Origin of the sequence: Psychrobacter sp. ASPA161_6, assembly GCF_051970285.1 — a bacterium.
In the GTDB taxonomy this organism is placed as follows: domain Bacteria; phylum Pseudomonadota; class Gammaproteobacteria; order Pseudomonadales; family Moraxellaceae; genus Psychrobacter; species Psychrobacter glaciei.
The window spans coordinates 299,049-318,311 of sequence record NZ_JBEFNJ010000001.1 but is presented as its reverse complement, the minus strand read 5'-3'; the positions used below and the strand labels follow the sequence as shown (position 1 = coordinate 318,311).

Below are 19,263 nucleotides of genomic sequence, written 5' to 3'. Positions count from 1 at the left end.
TATCACTATTTGGGCTTACTATTATTCTCATTATTTAAATACCCAAACAATAGAGATGTATTTTATGTTGGTACAAGTTGCTCTGCCCGTGCCCCTTTATCGGGTGTTTGACTATAGCTTACCGGCAGATATGAATGCTTTGCCAGATAATAACTCACCATGGATACCACCAATTGGTAGCCGCGTCGAAGTGTCCTTTGGTCGTCAAACCTTAATCGGTATCGTGGTCGCTCATATCGCTGAAGCGGATAGCAGCGTACCGATGAAAAAACTCAAACCTATTAATAAATGCTTAGATGTTGAGCCGATTTTGGATACCAGCATGCTAAAGCTGGCGTATTGGTTGGCAAGCTATTACCACTATCCGCTTGGTGATGTGTTAGCTGTCATCTTGCCCAGTCTCGTTCGTCAAGGCAAGCCGCTAGACTTGCTGATTACGCACTGGCGAATTTTGCCGCATATTGCTGATGGCGATTTTCGTGCCAATGCCAAAAAGCAGAAGCAACAATTTGATATGCTTAAGCTACACGGTGAGCGCGGTGCGAGCGAAGATGTGCTGCTGTTAGAAGGCATGCAGCGCAGTTTTTTAAAAACGCTGGAAGATAAAGGCCTGATCGAGCGCTATATTGAGCCAAAACAAGCACCTGCTCATGTCAAACTCGCAAAAATGCCACTCGATCTCAATGATGAGCAAGCGCTTGCCGTTGCGGCTATTATTGCGGCGCACGAAGCTGAGCGCTACACGGGGTTTTTACTGAACGGCATTACTGGTAGTGGCAAGACCGAAGTTTATCTGCAAGCGATGCAAGCCGTATTAGAAGCGGGCAAGCAGGTTTTGATTTTAGTACCGGAGATTGGTTTGACCCCGCAGACGCGCGCGCGCTTTGCCAGTCGTTTTGCTGCCCATATTGTCTTGCTACACTCCGGCATGACCAACACTCATCGTCTACAAGGCTGGCAAGATTGCCGCACGGGTCATGCTCAAATCATTATCGGGACGCGCTCAGCGGTGCTATATCCCTTTGCTGATTTGGGACTTATCGTCGTCGACGAAGCACATGACGGCTCTTATAAGCAGCAAGATACTCTACGTTATCATGCCGCCGACGTCGCGCTTTATCGCGGCCTGCAATGCAACATTCCCGTCGTACTTGGTACCGCGACCCCGTCTCTTGAGCATTTAAAACTGGTCGATGACGGCAAATTAGTAGAATGCCAACTGCAGACTCGCCCTGGTAATGCAAAGCCTGCAACCATGCAGCTGATTGATGCGCGCTTGCAAAGTACCCATCAACAGACTCAAAATGATGGTGCACGCTATGATACGGGGCTGACAGATGCGTTAATTGGCGCGATACGGCAAACGCTCGAAGCGGGCGATCAAGTATTGATATTTTTAAATCGTCGCGGCTATGCGCCAGTTTTGCTATGCGAGGCTTGTGGTTGGCAGGCAGATTGTCCACGCTGTGACGCGCATTTAACCGTTCATTATAATAGTCAATCGCAACCCAATTCCTATTCAAGCAGCTCGTACTTAAAATGCCATCATTGTGATTGGCAAGCCTATATTCCCACCGTTTGCCCCGATTGTGGCAGTCAAAACCTAGATGCCAAAGGGATGGGTACCACAAGACTCAGCGAAAACCTGCACGCGATTTTTGCCAATCCGCAAACCAGTAAAGAGTTGTATCCTATTATCCAAATCGATCGTGATACGACCAGACGTAAAGACAGCTGGGAGAATATCTATCAGCGTATTAATGAAGGTAAGCCTGCTATCTTAGTCGGCACGCAAATGGTCGCCAAAGGCCATCACTTTCCCAATGTTACCTTGGTCTGTTTGCCCAATGCTGATCGTGGCTTTTTATCCGCCGACTTTCGCTCGCCAGAACATACCGCACAGCTGATGATTCAGGTGGCTGGCCGTGCTGGACGCGGTGATAAGTCTGGTCGTGTATTGATTCAAACCTTGCAGCCAGATAATGAGCTGTTATTAAAGCTGGTAAAAGATGGTTATCTGTCCTTTGCTCGCGAGCTATTGCAAGAGCGTAAAATGATGGGGTTACCGCCGCATAGCCATGCTGCCCTGATACGCTGCGAAGGCAAAACGCTTGCTTCCACTACGCAAGCATTGAAAGATGCGATTGCCAGTCTACCTAATGGCCATAATCTTGCTGTGCTTGGTCCTATCGACGCACCGATGAGCAAGAAGAATAGCCGCTACCATGCACAATTGCTACTGCTAGCCAAAGATCGACGACAGTTACATCGGGTATTAAATCAATGGTGGCAATTGGTACTTACCTTGCCCAGTGCCAAATATCTGAAGCTTACTTTGGATATCGATCCTGTCGGTTGGTGACGCCCAATTCCTAATCGTGATCCTTTAACTACAATCATCACACTATAGCTCGCCGTTACTAAAGGACGCTATTCAAAATCGGTCATTCATCGTTTACCGCCTAGGGCGTGTCATCAATTAGATTGTGAGGCTTAAAATGAGAAAAATTACAGATAAACAAGGAAGAAATAGCCGCTAATATGAACATATTGGCAAAATTTCTGATGATGTTTAGCAAAATTTAGCCATTTTAAGACCACTAAATATATAAATGTGCTAATTGATGACACGCCCTAGATACAGCAAGCATTTATTAAATGTGCTAAATTCTGTATATCTGTCTGGTTTATGCACAGCAAACCCAGCTTTATAAACCATCCATTTTACTTTCTATCATCCTGAGTGTTGTTATGAGTCAAAATAATTCAAACCCTGAACGAAGTAACCATTCTCATCAGAGCGATGCTGATATGCCTGAACCTCTGCTTCAAGATAATGAGAGCAATTACACTCATGACAAGCAAGACACTCACGACCACGATGAACACTTAGAGCAGACCACGGCACCGCGCGATACCAAAGGCTATCAGCGCACTTTACTGTTTAGCTTTATTATAATCACTGGCTACATGTTTATCGAAGCGATCGGTGGCTGGCTCACCGGTAGTTTGGCACTATTATCCGATGCCGGTCATATGCTCAGCGATGCGGTAGCACTTGGCGCGACGTTAATGGCATTCAAAATTGGTGAAAAAGCAGCGACCCATCAAAAGACCTTTGGTTATAAACGCTTTGAAATTTTGGTGGCGGGGGTAAATGGCGCTACCTTGGTTATTATCGCGCTGATGATTTTTTATGAAGCGATTAAACGATTTAATTCACCGCCTGACATTGCTACCCAAGGGATGCTTATCATTGCGACCATTGGCATGCTGATTAATATTTTAGTCGCTTGGTTGATGCACCGAGGTAGCCACGCTGAAAATGAGCATAGCCACGGCGCCAGTACAGACAAAGCATCTGATAGCAAAGCACCAGTGAATCTGAATATGCAAAGTGCTTATTTGCATGTCTTGAGCGACTTGATGGGTTCGGTTGCGGCTATTATTGCCGCGTTACTAATGATAGGTTTTGGTTGGTTGTGGGCAGATGCGGCGGCGTCAGTCATCGTTGCCATCCTGATTTTAATCAGCGGTTACCGCGTCGTACGCGATTCAGTCCACATCTTGATGGAAGGCACGCCAGCAGGTATATCGCTAGTCAATGTGGAGCAAAAACTGATCGCCCATCCTCAAGTACACAAGGTACACGATCTGCACGTTTGGAGTATCACCAGCGGCTTAAATGCACTGTCTTGTCACGTTGTCGTCGATGGAGAAATGAGTATTCACGAATCAAGTCTGCTGATTGAGGATCTGGAAAAAAGCTTGTTAACACTTGGCATTCATCATGCGACTATTCAGGTCGAAAGCTTATCGCATCTGCAAACAGCTACCCATAGCGATGCGTTAGTCTGTGACATCTCCGAGCGAGCCGTTGATAATGGGGGTCATATTGGTCACAATCATTGAGCAGCTATATTAGAGTCTGTCAATAACGCTACTCAGCAAAATCTGTATGCTGTATTAATATTAAGATTAAGCTATGCTAATTTAATACTAAGCCAACTCTTCATATGGCTGCTATATTGGCAACTCCCATTAAAATTTGCTCAATCACTTTAAAAAAATAAAGTGCCAGTAAGTTTATATGGTTATAATAACTATCAATTAATGATAAATGATCAATTCAAACCCTATTGAACATTGGCAAACATACTTATTAGTATCTTTTTAATTTATTCATTGATGATATACCACTATGTCTAGACGCTCAGCACCTTTTGTCGCCCCAGACTATATCGACGACCCTACCTCAAAAGATGGCAAAAAACACGCCAAGGTTTTGCTATCAACCCTGCAAGAAGACATCGCCAGCTTTCGTGATGCGCAATTTCCACCTGATATTTTGCGACAAGTTCGCGACATGCCTATCTATGAAGGCAATTTAGCCGAAGTCAAAGCCTATCAACAGTGTTGGCAGACTCTGCTCGAACGCGCGATGGCCTTTTATCCTGCGGCCAATCTACCACCTGATTATCTGCCGCTACCAGCCAGCCTCGAAATACCGCAGTTTATTTATCATGTGCAACGACTGCATCTAACCAAAACTCACGCTAAAGAATCTAAAAGTTTTGGCTCAGTCGGTGCACTTACGGATAAATGCGGGGATTATAGCGCTGATGAGATTGCGCGTATGGCAGCCGTATTTGATAACGACGATGAGGCTCGTTTGGTCGCTCATCGTGAATTTATTGATTTGCGTGCGTACGTCTTTTGTCGCGATAATAAAGGTGAGATGTTAGAACCTGAGCGCGTGCGCTTTTATCGTACTGGACTCATTGTCCACGCTTTGCCCAATTTTAAAATGATAGACAGTCGGCAGACACCGCGTAAGCGTCGTAATGACGCTTATAACAATCCGCTTGCCGATAATGGCGTGTGGAAGATTTATCGCAAAAAATAACGTATGCTCGCGTTATTTATTATTGTCTTTCTTGTTTTATATTGACTGTTTTACATTGCTTATTTTATTGCCAATTTTGAGGATTCCAGATGTTCGCTGCCGCCGCCGGCTCACCAAATTTAATGTTACAAGCTACGATTTTCTTGGGAGCCGCGCTGCTCTTTGTACCCCTTGGCAAGCGCTTTGGTATTGCGACCGTCCTTGGTTATTTGATCACCGGACTGATATTAGGGCCTAGTGCGCTAGATGTAGCGGGCGATGCTGAGAGCTTATTACATTTTTCTGAATTTGGCGTGGTGATGCTGCTCTTCATCATTGGTCTTGAGCTCCAGCCTTCACGGCTTTGGGCGCTGCGCCGCTCAATATTCGTCCTTGGCGGCTTGCAAGTCGGTCTGTCCGGCACCTTATTGATGGGTATCCTATATCAATTTTTCTCCTTACAACTCGATACTGCTTTTATTGTCGGCTTCGGCTTGGCGCTCTCTTCCACCGCTTTTGTGCTACAAATACTGACTGAAAAACAGCAGCTGTCTAGTACCCATGGTCGTGAAGCGTTTACCATCTTATTATTCCAAGATATTGCCGTGATTCCTTTATTAGCGGTCATTCCGTTTTTGTCAGGGGTACGCGAGCAGAGCTATGACTTAATCTATTTTGGCAAGGTTTTCGCCGTTTTCGCTGGACTGATTTTTGCCAGCCGCTATGTGGTTCGACCTTTCTTTAAATTTGTCGCCTCTAGTGGTGCGACAGAATTACTGACTGCGGTCGCGCTATTTATCGTCATGGGTGTCTCTATCTTGATGGGTCAAATTGGTCTATCGATGGCGCTTGGCGCATTTTTAACTGGCGTATTGCTGGCAGATTCGGAGTACCGTCACGAGTTAGAAGCCAGTATCGAACCCTTTAAAGGATTGCTATTGGGGCTATTCTTTATGTCAGTCGGTATGTTGACTGATGTCAAACTCATTTTGGCCAAGCCCATCTTTATTATCGGCTGTGCGATGGCATTGATGTTTATCAAATTCGGTGTGGTCACCGCTATCGCAAAAATATCTGGCAATCGATGGCCAACCAGTATCAGATTGGGGGTGACTCTCGCTCAAGGGGGTGAATTTGCGTTTGTCTTGTTCAGTGTGGCTACCGCCCAAAACGTTCTGCGACCTGAGCTAGCAAACACCCTAAATCTCATTGTGACCATCTCTATGGCGCTGACGCCATTGGCATTCTTACTATTAGAAAAAATAGGAGAGCCATTATTTGCCAAAAGCAAACCCAGCCGTGAGTACGACACCATTCCCGATCATGAGCATCAGGTCATTATCGCGGGCTTTGGCCGTGTCGGTCAGATTATCGGTCGTGTATTACGCATGCATGATATCGAATTCACAGCCATCGAACGCTCTGCCAATCGGGTGGATTTTGTCCGTCGCTTTGGTAATCAAGTCTATTATGGTGATCCAAAAAACCCTGAAATATTACGTGCCGCTGGTATCAAAAAAGCACGTGTGTTTATTCTTGCCATTGACGACTTAGAGCGCTCTATTACCACCGCTCAATACTTGCGTAAGAACTACCCTGATTTAATCGTCTTGGCACGAGCGCGCGATCGTCAGCATTATTATCGCCTACGTGAAGTTGGGGTGCGTCATATTTGGCGTGAGACTTATTTATCGTCGTTAGATATGTCGCGTGAGTCCTTGCAGCTGCTCGGCATCTCTCCAGAAAAAGCACGCGAAACCGTACAGACTTTCCGTGATTATGATGACGACTTGATTGAACGTCAGCAAGCCATCTATGATGATGAAGCTAGCCTGATTGAATCAGTACAATCATCAATGGCAGAGCTTGAAAGCTTGTTTGATGAGGATATTGGCAAGGCGCGTAAGATGGATTTGAGTGAGTTTTCTGACGCCCTAAAAAACCAAGCGACGCCCGTTGATGAAAAAGACGATATCGTTCCTGATCCTAAAGCCTAACTACCTTTCTTAATCCGTTGAGCAGTTTGGCGGCGCCAGTTTTTCGTTTAGCGAGCTGGTGCATTGCCAACTATCGCCATCTTCCACATGATAGAAAGCCACTGTTTGCTCATTGAGATAACGCAGTGGGAATTTAACATCATGAATCGTTCCTATGACAGCACAATCTGTTTTAGGAACGCCCGGCACTTGAGTGTCAATACGCACCAGCACTTGCGGGTCGTCTATGTTAAATGGCAAATCAATGGGACACTGCCCAGTCTGTTGGTAAATGACAGCCACACGATTCTGCGTCGTTTTGGTGATGTCATAAGCATTGAATAATATTTCATTGGCTTTTGGCTTCGCGATAATAGGTAAAAACTGTACCTTAATCACCAGTAAGGCGAAAGCAAAAAGCCCAAAACCCAATCCCAAACCAAATAAGCTCACCCCACCCTCTCGGCGCAGATGTGCCTGCTGCGCGGTGTCATCTCGTGGATGGTCATCAACGGCGTCAGCGATTTCGCGCCGTGCCATACGGTAATAATAAGCGTCTGTCCAACGCGCCACCATACACGCCCAATACAGCCAAATCATCGCTGCAATACCTAGCCGCGTTGCCATTTGATACGCATCAGGAATATAAGACATCGCCACAAATTCAAAGACAACCAACACAATCGCAATATTAAGCTGAATAAAAGACCAACCTGCCACGCTATAGACGATCGCATCCATATAGCGCTTGCGATATAGCAGCCAAGGAAAAGTAATAAAAAACGCGGCCCAGTGCCATTTTGGCGACAAATAGCCTTGCTTATCAAACTCCGCGAAGCGCTTGAGATAATAGCGTTGGGTACGATGACCGATAAACCATTTATCCAACTGCTCACGCTTGGCAGCAGTCAGCTGTTCTTGGTAAAAAGGTGGCGGTGAATCCGTCTCGATAAATAACATAGCAGTAGGCTCTCGATAAAAAGCGTATCAATAATCACTGTAAGATACTTTTTTCAGCGAATAATTAGATTAAATACACTCTTTATATTCTTCATTAATATTTCATATTTATAGAATATCTTTAGTATAAACTGATGCAAAAGCCAATCATAGAGCGACTAAGCTCTTGTCCTTATTTGATTCGTGAGCATCTCATGTCTACACTCAAGCGCAATATAATCATAACCATTATGATTATGATTATTACCGTTCTAATCGCTACTGCTATAACCCTTATCATCGTTAACGTCAGTGCCATATCTGATCCTTATAAAAATGAGCTAGGTTTTGATCAAAGCACCTTTGTAGGTCAATGGCCATTTACTGCCGAGAGTGTGGTAATAAGATGTGATGACATTGACGACAAATCAATTGTTTCTATAACAACCCTCAGTGGAGAGCGTTATATGCTCAATGCTGATTCAAATACAGACATTGATAAGCCACCAATGAAAACACTCAGTACAAAAGATACAATCTGGCGCGATACTGAGACAGATACTGAGACAGATAAAAACTATTTATCACCTGCTGACGCCAAAGTTTCTACGGACGATATCATCGACGCCGGTTTAAAATTATGTACAAAGACTTAGAAAATGTTTGAAAGGAGAGTGAAAACGGTTTACGCCATCAGCAACTGCCTGATAATTGAACGTTCACACTTGCTCATATTTAACCTATAATACGCTCATATTCGCAACTTTATAAAGTCTTAGTAACCCTATGAACCAATCCTCTAATCCCGATAACTCAAATGATATAAATCAAGTGGCTGAGCCTAATACTGCCATCGAGACCGTTTCGCAAAATGATAAACATATTCGTATTGTGAATACTTTTATGAAACGGCGCACGCACATGAATAAGAACGCCGAGATGGCTCTCACTGATCCAGAGTTTGCTGACTACTTGGTTAATAACAGCTTCGGTGACGGCAATCTTGATGGTATCGATGACTTGCGCGTACTATTCGCCGATACGCCCAACGGTATTGATGCGCCGCTTACTGTAGAGATTGGTTTTGGACTGGGTGACTCATTCATTGAGATGGCAGCTGCCGAGCCGACGCGTAACTTTGTGGGTGTTGAAGTACACGAGCCAGGTATCGGTAAATGTGCTTATATGGCAGGTACAAAGGGTTTAAATAACGTCAAAATCATTAACGGCGACGCCATCCAATTGCTCAAGCAGCTTCCAGAAAATCATATCGACCGTATTCAGCTCTACTTCCCTGATCCATGGCAAAAAAAGCGCCATTATAAGCGTCGTTTTGTCAGCCCTGAGCGTATGGCGATGGTCACGCGCAGTTTAAAACAAGGTGGCTGGTTCCATACGGCAACCGACTGGGAGCATTATGCCTTTTGGATGGTTGAGGTTTTGGACGGTTTTTCAGGACTCACCAATCAAGCGGGCGCAGGCAACTTTACTGACCGCCCTGACTTTCGTCCAATGACCAAGTTTGAGCGCCGCGGTTTAGAGCGCGGGCATGGTGTCTGGGATTTAATCTATATTAAAGAGTAAGCCTTATCGCGTTACCCTTAATGATTTTTGACAAAGCGGCTAAGACATTTAGCCGCTTTTTTATGCAGCTGGTATTACCCATCCTCATTTTATCTAGATATATTCAGTATTTAATCAGCCAAACCCTCTGTTTGAGACGCTTTGAAGAGTTTTATTTATTAAATTTACAGAGCAGCAATATGTGAAACATAGCAATTTTGACGAAATTTCCAGATGAAAAAATAGTTGCATGATGGCACAAAACATATAATTGAATGATTCGCTGACACTATACATTCATGCAAACATTGGCACTATAAGGGCTGCACGAGTTCTCCCCATAAGCTGTGGATAACCCTGTGTATAAGTCGCTACTTGACAAGAATTTTCCTAGGTAGCTTAAAGGGTTAGGTAAAATCGTTCATTTTTTGTACAATTTAAAAACCTATATTATTCAATAACTTATATGGAAATTTAAATCATAATAAATTATTTTTAATATTTTAAAATATTATTTTAATATTAGCGATGTTTCACATAAGGTAAATAAACGCTATTTATTTGTTGTGGACAACTTATAAATCTATTGACAAACTACCCCATTATCCCGTCTGAAATAATACATAAATTCCAGCATAGTCTATATAAAATTTCAGTCGTTTATCATGCGACATATAGTGTCGTTTAACATCATCGAACCCCCTATATGATCCGTGGTTTTTGTTATAATTGTCTTACCTAAGTAATAGTGGCACAAAGAAGCGCTTCATGATTAACGAGCTTAATACAGTCTAGAAGTTACCCCTGTAGCCATTAATTACGGACTTAATTTTACTTTTATCATTATTTGATTTTACTGTATAGTAAGGTGATATATCCAATATTACTATCTATCTCATCGATATGACAACCTACATAATCTAGCTGAACGCTGGTTACTATGTAGATAATTATCAGCACTATTAAGCCATTAACTGTCATGGTACGAATATTTTCTTTATAACACCAAATTTATAGTCTTACACCAATGATTGAAGATAAGGAATCCAGTATGGACGACAATAAAGCCAAAGCACTCAAAGCGGCACTAGGTCAAATTGAAAAGCAATTTGGTAAAAATACCATTATGCATTTAGGCGATAACTCTGCTGCGCTTGATGTCGATGTAGTATCCACAGGCTCGCTTGGTCTAGATATTGCCCTTGGTATCGGCGGCTTACCAAAAGGGCGTATCGTTGAAATCTACGGCCCAGAAAGCTCAGGTAAAACCACCATGACTTTGCAGGCGATTGCAGAATGCCAAAAGCAAGGTGGCGTGTGTGCCTTTATCGATGCAGAGCATGCTCTAGATCCTGTCTATGCGCGTAAACTTGGGGTACAGACCGATGATTTGCTAGTCTCGCAGCCTGATAATGGCGAGCAAGCGCTTGAGATTACCGACATGTTGGTACGTTCGGGTGCTGTCGACATGATCGTCATTGACTCAGTCGCAGCCTTGACACCACGTGCAGAAATTGAAGGCGAAATGGGTGACTCACACATGGGTCTGCAAGCACGGCTAATGAGCCAAGCGCTACGTAAAATTACCGGTAATGCCAAACGCTCCAACTGTATGGTGGTCTTTATTAACCAAATCCGTATGAAAATTGGTGTCATGTTTGGTAGCCCTGAGACGACAACCGGTGGTAACGCCCTCAAGTTCTACGCCTCAGTCCGTATGGATATTCGCCGTATCGGTGCAGTCAAAAACGGTGATGAAATCATCGGGAACCAAACCCGTGTGAAAGTCATTAAAAATAAAATGGCACCGCCATTCCGTCAAGCCGAGTTCGAAATCACTTATGGTGAAGGTACCAACCACTTAGCCGAAGTGATTGATTTGGGTGTCGAAATTGGCGCAGTTGGTAAAGCAGGTTCTTGGTATAGCTATGGTGATGAAAAAATCGGTCAAGGTAAAGCAAACTCAGTGTTATTCCTCAAAGAAAACCCTGTCATTGCTGAAGAAATTGAAGCCAAAATCCGTGCTGAAAAGCTAGGTGTTGCCGATGATGGTAGTGTTGCCGACGATAGTAAAGCACCAGAGGTAGCCAAAGCTAATAAAGAAACAGCGGCAAGTCCAGTACAATAATCGTTACCTGACTATTTTTACTGATTAGCTAACTAGGGCCTGTCCTCATTTTAAAAGTGGCAATAAAAATGAGATAAGTTGCAGTCAAAAGAGAGAAATAGCGCAGATAATATCGATATATTAGTCAGCTATTTGATTCTATTTGGCAGGATTTAACCATTTTTGACCCATTCAGATGACCATCGATTGAATTGAGGACACGCCCCAATAGTTATGAAGATTAAAACATTAGCCGAAATTCTAGCTGAGTCGGAAGCCGATTCAGCTAGTACCTCTGTCTCTAAACAAAAAACAGCCACTCAAAAGTATCTCTCTAAAAAATCTGCTAAGCGACAACAGCCTGTAGTTAAATCAAAACATCCAAAGTCTAGTCCCGCGCGCTCAACTTCTGAGGACGATGAAACGTCCCAAACCTTTGATCATTCCGACAACGACACTAGCTCATTTTTTACTCCTGAACATTCATCCAAATCCTCTAAAACCAAGTCTAAAAAGCGTAAGAAACGCTTCCATCCGGCTGCTAACTTCGAGCCAGAGCCCAATAACGTACCTACCTATCAATCGCCTGAACCGCAAAGTATCAAAGAGATGCTAGCGGAAGTTAAACGTGACATTCATGATAACTCGCTCGATGACAAGTCCAATATAAAGGAAAACTCAGATACAGATAATGTCATCGACGACACCACATTTGGTTCCACCGATGAGCATTTATCAGAGCCAGAGAAAGACACTGCTGCAGTTAATCAAATGGACAATTTGCCATCCGCATTAAAAGCCTATCTACGTACCCCTGAACAACGACAGGCCGATGTTGATGCCATTAAAGCGGAAAGCCGCTTACGTTGGTTAGCATTTTACTATTTATCACGCCGTGAACATGGCAAGGCTGAGTTAAAACAAAAGCTGCTCGATAAGGAGCAGAATCCTGCCAAAATCGATGCACTACTCGAAGAGTTTGAGCAGAAAGGCTATCAAAGTGACTATCGCACTACCCTCATGCTTATTCGTGAAAATATTCGTAAAGGTCGGGGACGTGGACGTATCAAGCAGGAGTTTTATCGTAAAAAGATGGCCATGCCTGATAATATCGACGAGCTAATCGATATGGCGAATACAGAGTCAGATGAATTTAGCGAATTTGTAGATGACAGCGCTGACAACCTCGTCGAAGGGATTGATTGGCTGAAATTAGCGGTTGCCGCCCGCACCAAAAAATATGGTGACGACATCCCCACTGAGCAAAAAGACAAAGCTCGCCAACTGCGATTTTTACAATATAGAGGTTTCAAGAGTGATATTTGCTTTGCTGCGCTAAACTATACGCTAGACACGTTAGATGAGCGCTTTTAGACTAATGACTCATAACGATTGATTAGTCTAAAAAAAGAGTACGTCATTAGACATACTCTTTTTTTATTACATTTTTATCAATACTGGTTTGTTAAAAAGCAGTTATTTTAGCGTGGTTATTTTAACGTACCCAGTCGACTCGATAACTGACCAATGATTTGCTCAATCTCTTGATTGGCCTCAGCTTCATTGTCTAGGTTGCCGTTTGGCGTCAATTGGTTCATCACTTCTGGCAGTAACTCCGCTAAACCTTGACGCACTTCAGTCTCATTAGCACCGGTCTGTGCAGCTACTTGCTGAATCTCGTTTTCGTCAAATAATTGGTTAATCTCATTGGGGTCCAAATTATCATTGACCTCATTGCTACTCATCCAAGAACGTACTTGATTGTCGTGACCCATACCTGTAATTTTTGAGAGAGCAGCGCCTAAGCCGCCATTACGCTGAATCCAGCTCAACACCATGGGCATGAGAGCGGCAACCAGCATGCCTTTACCACCGCTACTACTTCTATTACTTTGACCACCCAGTACGCTACCTAGGATGTCGCCCAAGCCACCCGCACCAGTGCTCATACCACCGCGTTGACTGCTGCCAGTGAGACTACCTATAATGTCGTCCAGACCAAATCCATTATCCGTCTGACGATCATACTGCTGTGGGTTATAACCGCCGGTTTGGCCACCGCCCAATACCCCACCTAAAATATCACCCAGCCCGCCAGTGCGGCGTGGTGTCGTACGCTGATTGACAGGATTGCGCTGTGCATCATCTGGAGCCATCGCACTACGTGCTACTTGACTGACTAAATTCCCTAATAAGCTCATAATTTCTTCCTTTTTGTTCATTTTATTTGTTGTTCATAAGCCGCTATGTCATCTGACCAGACTGTTATAAAATCAATAGATGGCATAAAAGCTGAATATGTTTTCGTATTTCAATATAACAAATCTATCTTACTATCGAGATAGGTGTTTTGTTATTCACCATATTGGCCTATTAAAATCATTACAAACCTAGGGTCTGTTGAACATTCAAATGTGGCACTGGCAGTGGCTATTTTTTAGACAATACGCAGTGAAATTTTTGATGCCTAGTCATTCTAGGGTAGACAATTTCGCCATGTATTGGCAAAAAATAGCTCTGCCCTGAAAGGCTAATGCTAAAATCACCCCAAACGTTGTTGTAAACCTAGCTAAGGTCTCGACATTATCGTCGGTTTACGCCTAGTTTGATGTAATTTTAGCGATCAGCAGTCCTAATATTTGAATGTTCAACAGACCCTAATGTCATTCAGGAGAAACCTCGTGTGCCCAATCAAGTTGTTGTTGCAGCATTCACATTCGCCAGAATATTTAGCTCTCGCCATTGCTCAAGGCTCACTTGATCGCGAAATACAGTCATGGAAAAGGGGCGCTGATAAGGCTCTGTAATAATAAAATCAAAGCTCATCGTCCAATAATTATGTTGAACAGTCCTCAATTGTGCTTGCCATAGCCCATCACCTTGACTCGTACGTATCAGAAGTTGCCACTGTTGATCGACACGCTGGTCGAGCGGTGGCTGCGTTAGATGCAATAAAATAGGACGCGACAATGCCAGATAGCTAACGACGGCTGCCGTGATCGTTAATATCAGTACATATTGCCACAGCGCCAATGCAGCAAGCCATGCCAATCCAAGCATGACTGACGCCAAACCAAGATACAGTAACGTACGCAAATGGCTAGCGGTCTTGATAGCAGTATCAATCCGTGGTGAGGTAATCATTGTCATACATACAGACCTGTCATATGGGAAGAACCATCATATTTATCAGATTGTCTCAGTCATCAATACAAATTTAACCACATAAAAGGAAACTCAGAATCATGGATAGCTTATCAATTAAGCTATCCAGCTATAATATGGTCAGTTCGGAATAAAATCGATACATTACTCGTTAGGTACGACTGTTATAAATTTTACTTCCTGCTATCACAGAGGCTACGAAAAATTCATCCCAATCGCACTGTATCTGTTTCAAAGTAAATCGACTATATATCCTTAGTATGACGCCATGTTTTAATCTTATTCACTAGCGCCCATATGCTTTCATCATCTGGACGATTTTGATTGGTAAAATAATCCAATAAATCTGGATCTTCATGAGTCAGCATCTGGGCAAAGCTTTCCTGCTCAGCGGGGTCTGCTGTTAAATAAAGCTCTTTCACATATAGGTCAATATAAAAGTCCAATTCCTTTAAGCCACGACGGGCTTGATAGATGACACGCCGCTGTTCATTGGTTGGCTCTGGCTGGGTCGTAGTGGTCATAGAATTACTCTCATTATTTTAGTAGGTGTTCAGATTAATATTAAATGTTAACTATTAGATATTCATATAGTGCGATAGCAGTGATTAGGGCTATTCTAGCATTGATTTTTTAGTGTTGATTGTAGGCAGATAACTGCTGCCATAACGCCACTGCTTGCTGCATCATCGCGACATTATGAGTACGTATAATACTAGCACCTTGTTGCAGGGCAAATATACCAGCAGCAACGCCGACCGTATCTCGTTCTAACGCCTCAGTTGTAGCCACCGCTTCGACGCCACTTTTGGTCAATACTTCTGCTAAAAAACGTTTGCGGGAGATACCGAACATCATGGGCAAGCCAAGACTTTGTAACTCTCCTAGCTGAGACAATAGCGCGCAATGATGTTCGTAGTTTTTGGCGAAACCAAAACCTGGGTCGATCATTATTTTCTCACGCTTAACACCAACGCTCGTGACCTCATCGATACGAGCGCTTAGCTCCGCTTTGACGTCAGCGATCACATCATCATAACGCGCAAGATTATTCATCGTCGTCGGCTCACCACGCATGTGCATCAACATAACTGGTATATCAAGCTCCGCCGCTAACGCTGCTGCACCCTCGCGTTTGAGCGCTCGTACATCATTCCAAATATCAGCGCCTGCCTCAAAAGCTGCCTGCATAACGGTAGGATTACTGGTATCGATAGACAACCAAACGGCATTACCAAGTTGCTGTCTAATTGCTTTAACGATCGGCACAACTCGTTGCATTTCTTCAGTGGTAGCAACAGCGTCAGCATTTGGACGGGTAGATTCACCACCAATATCAATAATGGTCGCACCCGCCGCTATCATCTCTTTGGCATGAGCAAGCGCGCTATCAATAGCATTAAACTGGCCGCCGTCTGAAAATGAATCGGGTGTGACGTTGAGGATGCCCATAATGTGTGGTTGCGATAAATCTAAAGTTTTTTCGCGACTAGAAACAGTATAAATAGGTAAAGGTTGAAATAATGACATAGCCAATCCGTTGTAGATTAAATTTATAAAAACTGGGCTAGCGCTCTATTTTTCTCTTATGATATCAGTAAATCTGCTGTCTTTCTAAATCCTTCATAAAATGATGACAATAAAAAAGCCCTCTATTAAAAAGGGCTTTTTATGTTTGCTACTCATGAGCGGTAAACTACATCGCTGGTAATGGCGGCGGAGTTGAACCCGTCGTTTTCACATTATCTTTAGCTAAATTAACTTCATTATGCTGGTACACTCTAGGTGGACGTGGAGCTTCACCCGCTATGATGTCTTGTAGTTGATCACTATTAATGGTCTCCCACTTCATCAGCGCATCAACCATCGCATGCATTTTTTCTTGATTGCCTTCAATCAGTTCTCGAGCGATATCATATTGCTCTTCTAGCATGCGGCGAACTTCGTCATCAACTTTTTGCTGCGTTGCTTCAGAAATCGTACGACCACCGCCACCGAAGTAACCTTGTGAATTGTCATCATCTTCATAGACCATGATACCTAAGGCATCAGACATGCCATATTTAGTTACCATCGCTCGTGCCATTTTGGTTGCACGTTCAAAGTCGTTTGAGGCACCCGTCGACATTTGATTGATAAAGACTTCTTCAGCGATACGACCACCGAATAGAATTGCAATGTCACTGAGCATTTTTGACTTATACATACTGGTTTGATCATGCTCAGGCAGCTGCCAAGTTACCCCAAGGGCAAAACCACGCGGCATAATCGTGACTTTATGCACTGGGTCGGTACCTGGTAGTAGCTCAGCCACTAGCGCGTGACCTGCTTCATGATAAGCAGTGGCACGGCGTTCCTCTTCACGGATGACCATTGATTTACGCTCAGGACCCATGTACAGCTTGTCCTTGGCATCTTCAAAGTCATTCATATCAACGCTACGCTTGTTACGACGCGCAGCAAACAAAGCGGCTTCGTTAACAAGGTTGGCTAACTGTGCCCCGCTAAATCCTGGCGTACCACGAGCCAGAGAGTTCGCATCAACACTAACGGTATTCGGCAACTTTCTTAAATGTACTTTTAGTATTTGTTCGCGGCCTTTGATATCTGGCAAGCCAACTTGTACCTGACGGTCAAAACGACCCGGACGTAATAGCGCTTTATCAAGAACGTCTGCACGGTTGGTAGCCGCAATGACGATGACGCCTTCATTGCCTTCAAAACCATCCATCTCAACCAATAGTTGGTTAAGTGTTTGCTCACGTTCATCATTACCGCCGCCCATACCAGAGCCACGATGACGACCGACTGCATCAATCTCATCGATAAAGATGATACAGGGCGCGCTTTTCTTCGCTTGCTCAAACATGTCACGCACACGCGAGGCACCGACACCAACGAACATCTCAACAAAATCAGAACCTGAGATTGAGAAGAATGGTACTTTCGCTTCACCAGCAATCGCTCTTGCTAGCAACGTTTTACCTGTCCCTGGAGGGCCTACCATCAAGATACCACGTGGAATGGTTGCACCAAGTTTGGTAAATTTATCAGGATCACGCAGGAACTCGACCACTTCGACCACTTCTTCTTTGGCTTCTTCACAACCCGCCACGTCTTCGAAGTTGACCTTGATTTGGTCTTCGGTCAGCATTTTGGCTTTTGATTTACCAAAGCTCATTGGGCCGCCGCCTTTACCGCCTGCACCGCCCTGCATATTACGCATAAAGAATAAGAACAGACCAATAATCAATAGGATTGGGAAACTGGCTATCAGTAACTGCATCAACACGCTTTGACGTTTCGGTGCTGTGCCCTGAACCTCAACTTGGTTCTCGCGCAATAATGGCATTAGTTGCTCATCAGCCACGGCTGGTCTAATGGTCTCAAAAGATGAGCCATTTTTCTTTTCGCCGGTGATCTGCTCGCCATCAATTTCAACACTGGCTACCTGACTTTCTGACACAGCGGTCACAAATTCAGAGTAGTTAAGGCTATCCGGCTCAGACGATTGGTCAAAGCCGCTAAACACCAGCACCAAAACGCCGATTACCACCAGCCACAATAAGGTATTTTTTACCATGTCGCTCACTAGTTATTCCCATCCCTTACTTATTGGTGTGTTTACTAAACACGTGACGTCTATAAACGCATTGCTCATTGCTTGAATAACTGCCTAGACATTTAACACTGTACTTGCATTGCAGCGACTAAAAAGACGCATTAACAAGTACTCGCTATCATTGACCTATCGTAAATGAGCTGATAAAGCGCTTATTTTCAGACGACTTTGCTTAAAACATATGCTCGAAACAAAGTTAATATACCATGATATGTGGTGTTGTCCTGCATAATTCAAGCAGGTTTCACTTTTATTCAGTTAACGATTGTAGCGGTTTTTATAGTGCGATAATGATACTTTATGGTGACTCATCATCTCGCTTACAATAGCAACAACTCATTGATGTTAAAACTATTTAATCGCTATCCAAAACATCTCTTTTGAGCGCGGTCGTGATGCACCTGGTTTGATACTACGAATCTTACTAAAATCGAGCTGCATCTGCTTGCGTAATTCTTGTGTACCCTCGCCCTGAAACACTTTCATAATAAGCGCGCCACCTTCTGGTAAGGTTGCAAGTGCAAAGTCCACTGCCAGCTCGCACAAGTACATCATACGCGGCTGATCAATTGCGCTATTGCCAGCAGTATTGGGTGCCATGTCAGACAATACTACGTCAACCTGCCTGTCACCGACTTCTGCCATAATGGCGTCAAAAACCTCAGCTTCACGGAAATCACCTTGAATAAAGGTAACATCAGGCAAGGTATCCATCGCTAAAATATCAGAGGCAATCAAGATACCTTGTTCACCTACCAATTGGCCAGCAACTTGTGACCAACTACCCGGTGCACTACCCAAATCAACGACCGTCATGCCTTTTTTGATAAGGTTGGTCTTTTCATTTATTTCTAATAACTTATAAGCGGCACGGGCACGATAGCCATCTTTTTGCGCCTTTTGGACATAATGATCGTCAATATGCTCTTTCATCCAAGCACTGCTGCTCTTTGACAGTTTTTTGTTCTCAATACGCGTGGCCAAAATACCTGCTCCTATTACCTTA

Annotated in this window: 15 protein-coding genes; 8 read left to right on the top strand and 7 right to left on the bottom strand. The window is 43.8% G+C overall.

What is annotated here, in order from left to right; genetic code table 11:
- The first annotated feature begins 64 nt into the window (after positions 1-64).
- From ACTQ9T_RS01330 to ACTQ9T_RS01315, 4 genes are all read left to right on the top strand, one after another.
- The gene (locus ACTQ9T_RS01330) at positions 65-2,362 is read left to right on the top strand and encodes a primosomal protein N' (protein ID WP_440463833.1); all 2,298 of its coding nucleotides are present in this window, start codon (positions 65-67) and stop codon (positions 2,360-2,362) included.
- Between the two features lie 449 nt (positions 2,363-2,811).
- Positions 2,812-3,912 carry a cation diffusion facilitator family transporter gene (locus tag ACTQ9T_RS01325; RefSeq protein WP_440464442.1) on the top strand — a complete coding sequence of 367 codons (1,101 nt, stop codon included), beginning with the start codon at positions 2,812-2,814 and terminating at the stop codon, positions 3,910-3,912.
- Positions 3,913-4,201: 289 nt separating this feature from the next.
- A complete protein-coding gene (locus ACTQ9T_RS01320) occupies positions 4,202-4,906 on the top strand; it encodes a hypothetical protein (RefSeq protein ID WP_440463832.1) in 705 nt (234 codons plus the stop codon).
- An 89-nt stretch (positions 4,907-4,995) separates the two neighbouring features.
- Positions 4,996-6,882 (top strand): monovalent cation:proton antiporter-2 (CPA2) family protein, encoded by a 1,887-nt coding sequence (locus tag ACTQ9T_RS01315; protein WP_440463831.1) that lies wholly within the window; start codon positions 4,996-4,998, stop codon positions 6,880-6,882.
- Between the two features lie 9 nt (positions 6,883-6,891).
- Here ACTQ9T_RS01315 and ACTQ9T_RS01310 read toward each other — a convergent pair whose 3' ends face one another.
- Positions 6,892-7,821: a DUF2628 domain-containing protein gene (locus ACTQ9T_RS01310; protein ID WP_439292967.1), complete on the bottom strand. Its 930-nt coding sequence runs from the start codon at positions 7,819-7,821 to the stop codon at positions 6,892-6,894.
- A gap of 194 nt (positions 7,822-8,015) precedes the next feature.
- On the opposite strand from ACTQ9T_RS01310, the gene ACTQ9T_RS01305 reads away from it, so the two are divergent.
- From ACTQ9T_RS01305 to ACTQ9T_RS01290, 4 genes are all read left to right on the top strand, one after another.
- Entirely contained in the window at positions 8,016-8,456 is a 441-nt protein-coding gene (locus ACTQ9T_RS01305) for a hypothetical protein (RefSeq protein WP_440463830.1), read from the top strand.
- A 130-nt stretch (positions 8,457-8,586) separates the two neighbouring features.
- Complete coding sequence (trmB, locus tag ACTQ9T_RS01300; RefSeq protein WP_440463829.1) at positions 8,587-9,384, top strand: tRNA (guanosine(46)-N7)-methyltransferase TrmB; 798 nt, start codon at positions 8,587-8,589, stop codon at positions 9,382-9,384.
- A gap of 1,030 nt (positions 9,385-10,414) precedes the next feature.
- A complete protein-coding gene (recA, locus tag ACTQ9T_RS01295; RefSeq protein WP_194619332.1) occupies positions 10,415-11,491 on the top strand; it encodes a recombinase RecA in 1,077 nt (358 codons plus the stop codon).
- Positions 11,492-11,704: 213 nt separating this feature from the next.
- Positions 11,705-12,844: a regulatory protein RecX gene (locus ACTQ9T_RS01290; RefSeq protein ID WP_440463828.1), complete on the top strand. Its 1,140-nt coding sequence runs from the start codon at positions 11,705-11,707 to the stop codon at positions 12,842-12,844.
- Between the two features lie 116 nt (positions 12,845-12,960).
- Here ACTQ9T_RS01290 and ACTQ9T_RS01285 read toward each other — a convergent pair whose 3' ends face one another.
- The 6 genes from ACTQ9T_RS01285 to ACTQ9T_RS01260 form a co-directional block, all read right to left on the bottom strand.
- Positions 12,961-13,671, bottom strand: coding sequence for a YidB family protein (locus ACTQ9T_RS01285; protein ID WP_440463827.1), 711 nt, complete (start codon positions 13,669-13,671; stop codon positions 12,961-12,963).
- A gap of 490 nt (positions 13,672-14,161) precedes the next feature.
- Positions 14,162-14,620, bottom strand: coding sequence for a hypothetical protein (locus tag ACTQ9T_RS01280; protein ID WP_440463826.1), 459 nt, complete (start codon positions 14,618-14,620; stop codon positions 14,162-14,164).
- Between the two features lie 260 nt (positions 14,621-14,880).
- Positions 14,881-15,159 carry an FAD assembly factor SdhE gene (locus ACTQ9T_RS01275; protein WP_010201454.1) on the bottom strand — a complete coding sequence of 93 codons (279 nt, stop codon included), beginning with the start codon at positions 15,157-15,159 and terminating at the stop codon, positions 14,881-14,883.
- 109 nt (positions 15,160-15,268) lie between these two features.
- The gene (gene folP / locus ACTQ9T_RS01270; protein ID WP_440463825.1) at positions 15,269-16,165 is read right to left on the bottom strand and encodes a dihydropteroate synthase; all 897 of its coding nucleotides are present in this window, start codon (positions 16,163-16,165) and stop codon (positions 15,269-15,271) included.
- 166 nt (positions 16,166-16,331) lie between these two features.
- A complete protein-coding gene (gene ftsH, locus ACTQ9T_RS01265) occupies positions 16,332-18,227 on the bottom strand; it encodes an ATP-dependent zinc metalloprotease FtsH (protein WP_440463824.1) in 1,896 nt (631 codons plus the stop codon).
- 381 nt (positions 18,228-18,608) lie between these two features.
- Positions 18,609-19,241: an RlmE family RNA methyltransferase gene (locus ACTQ9T_RS01260; protein ID WP_025652421.1), complete on the bottom strand. Its 633-nt coding sequence runs from the start codon at positions 19,239-19,241 to the stop codon at positions 18,609-18,611.
- Positions 19,242-19,263: the final 22 nt, after the last annotated feature.

Bases quoted from the DNA above. Each gene is read 5' to 3' on its own strand.
- ACTQ9T_RS01330 (WP_440463833.1), top strand. From the start codon at position 65: ATGTTGGTACAAGTTGCTCTGCCCGTGCCCCTTTATCGGGTGTTTGAC.
- ACTQ9T_RS01320 (WP_440463832.1), top strand. From the start codon at position 4,202: ATGTCTAGACGCTCAGCACCTTTTGTCGCCCCAGACTATATCGACGAC.
- ACTQ9T_RS01315 (WP_440463831.1), top strand. From the start codon at position 4,996: ATGTTCGCTGCCGCCGCCGGCTCACCAAATTTAATGTTACAAGCTACG.
- ACTQ9T_RS01290 (WP_440463828.1), top strand. From the start codon at position 11,705: ATGAAGATTAAAACATTAGCCGAAATTCTAGCTGAGTCGGAAGCCGAT.
- ACTQ9T_RS01305 (WP_440463830.1), top strand. From the start codon at position 8,016: ATGTCTACACTCAAGCGCAATATAATCATAACCATTATGATTATGATT.
- ACTQ9T_RS01310 (WP_439292967.1), bottom strand. From the start codon at position 7,821: ATGTTATTTATCGAGACGGATTCACCGCCACCTTTTTACCAAGAACAG.
- folP (WP_440463825.1), bottom strand. From the start codon at position 16,165: ATGTCATTATTTCAACCTTTACCTATTTATACTGTTTCTAGTCGCGAA.
- ACTQ9T_RS01285 (WP_440463827.1), bottom strand. From the start codon at position 13,671: ATGAGCTTATTAGGGAATTTAGTCAGTCAAGTAGCACGTAGTGCGATG.
- recA (WP_194619332.1), top strand. From the start codon at position 10,415: ATGGACGACAATAAAGCCAAAGCACTCAAAGCGGCACTAGGTCAAATT.
- trmB (WP_440463829.1), top strand. From the start codon at position 8,587: ATGAACCAATCCTCTAATCCCGATAACTCAAATGATATAAATCAAGTG.
- ACTQ9T_RS01325 (WP_440464442.1), top strand. From the start codon at position 2,812: ATGCCTGAACCTCTGCTTCAAGATAATGAGAGCAATTACACTCATGAC.
- ACTQ9T_RS01280 (WP_440463826.1), bottom strand. From the start codon at position 14,620: ATGACAATGATTACCTCACCACGGATTGATACTGCTATCAAGACCGCT.
- ACTQ9T_RS01275 (WP_010201454.1), bottom strand. From the start codon at position 15,159: ATGACCACTACGACCCAGCCAGAGCCAACCAATGAACAGCGGCGTGTC.